Annotated in this window: 2 protein-coding genes; both read left to right on the top strand. The window is 52.5% G+C overall.

Annotation, left to right across the window (positions count from 1 at the left end):
• Positions 1–203 precede the first annotated feature (203 nt).
• A complete protein-coding gene (locus tag ACEW8P_RS24785; RefSeq protein ID WP_373515746.1) occupies positions 204–1,124 on the top strand; it encodes a DUF1080 domain-containing protein in 921 nt (306 codons plus the stop codon).
• Between the two features lie 171 nt (positions 1,125–1,295).
• A partial coding sequence (locus tag ACEW8P_RS24780; RefSeq protein ID WP_373515745.1) for a PmbA/TldA family metallopeptidase occupies positions 1,296–1,748 on the top strand: 453 nt, incomplete at its 3' end.

The raw sequence follows: 1,748 nt of genomic DNA, 5'->3' as shown, positions 1-1,748 counted from the left end.
GCTAGGCTACTGTTCAGGTCAGCCAACGGCAAACTTGGAAAAGTGTACGGAGAGGTGAACAACTGGGCTTTACCGATTTTTGAAAGCATGAAACAATAGCGTCTTCTCGTTCCTACTGACTTCTACAACGGTAAGTGATGGCTGAAAAGTAGTATAACGGCCAGTTGCCCTTTTTGTCAAGAACAAATCTGATCGCTATTTCCATGAAACTACTTCGCAAAGCTTTTTTTCTCGTCTTGTCATTGTCCATTTTGGGTACTTTACACGCCCAACCCAAAGCCCCCAAAGCCACCGACTGGATTCAACTTTTCAACGGCAAAAACCTCACGGGCTGGGATGTCAAAATCGCGGGCTACGCGGTGAACGACAACTACAAAAATACCTTCTTAGCCGAGGACGGAATGATGCGCGTGAAGTACGATGGCTACGATCGGTTCGACGGGCGGTATGGGCACATATACTACAAGCAACCGTACTCTTATTATCGCCTGCGATTCGAGTACCGCTTTCTGGGCGAGCAGTTGCCCGGAGGCGACTCGTGGAACGTCCGCAACAGCGGCGTGATGCTGCATTCTCAATCGGCGGCGAGTTTGGGAAAAGATCAGACCTTCCCGGTATCGCTGGAAATGCAGTTCTTGGGTGGCTTGGGCAGTGGCGAGCGAGCCACGGGAAACCTTTGCTCGCCCGGTACCATCGCCAACATCAACGGCAAGCTGGACATGGCGCATTGCATCACTTCGACTTCCAAAACCTATGAAGGCGATCAGTGGGTAAAAGGCGAGGCTATCGTATACGCCGATTCCATCATTTATCATATTGTCGAAAGCGATACGGTACTCACCTACACCAAAGCCCGCATCGGTGGCGATTTTGTGGGCAAGAACAACACCTTCGAAATGGCGCACTTCACCAAGGAAGATGCTGCCCATTGGCGTAAGCTGGATAATACCCCTCTCAAAGAAGGGTACATTGCCTTCCAGAGCGAAAGCCACGCCATCGACTTCCGCAACATCGAACTTCTGCCTCTAAAAGGCTGCATGGATCCGAAAGCGTCGAACTTTAAGGCGTTTTACGAGATTTCGGACAAAGTGGCTTGTGAATATGAAAAAGGGAGGAGGAAATAGTTAGTACAACAAAATATTTGGCGTTCTGGACGCAAAGCGGCATTTTTGCTAAGTTTTAACTTTGTACCTAAACAGACTGTCTTCGACTGGTACGCCAGCCCGGTCCGCTCAGACTGACAATAGTCCTTTGTCATGCTGAGCGGAGCCGAAGCACTCCCAACCCACCTAAAAATGCAACGAAGAAAATTCATGCAACTTTCCGGCCTGACTGCGGGCGCGGCCATGCTGCCGTTTGGCCTGGTCATGGGCCGCGAAGTAGAGGCTGCCCAACTGCTGGAACCTGCTGCCGATGCCGCCGCCAAGAAACGAATGGCCGATATCGCCCTCAACGCTGCCAAGAGCAAGGGCGCGACCTACACCGATGTCCGCATTGGCCGCTATTTGCAGCAATTCCTGTTTACCCGCGAAATGAAGGTGCAGAACGTCACCAACGCCGAGTCGTACGGCATCGGCGTCCGCGTGATCGCCAATGGTACCTGGGGATTTTCGGCCACCAGCGACGTGACGCCCGACGGCATCGCTAAATGCGCCGAAACCGCCGTGGCCATCGCCAAGGCCAATTCCAAAATCCAGACCGAACCCGTCATCCTGGCCCCACAGAAAGGGGTAGGTGAGGTAGTTTGG

Source organism: Persicitalea sp. (genome assembly GCF_041751555.1).
Taxonomy (GTDB): domain Bacteria; phylum Bacteroidota; class Bacteroidia; order Cytophagales; family Spirosomataceae; genus Persicitalea.
This window is presented reverse-complemented; position numbering and strand designations above follow the sequence as displayed.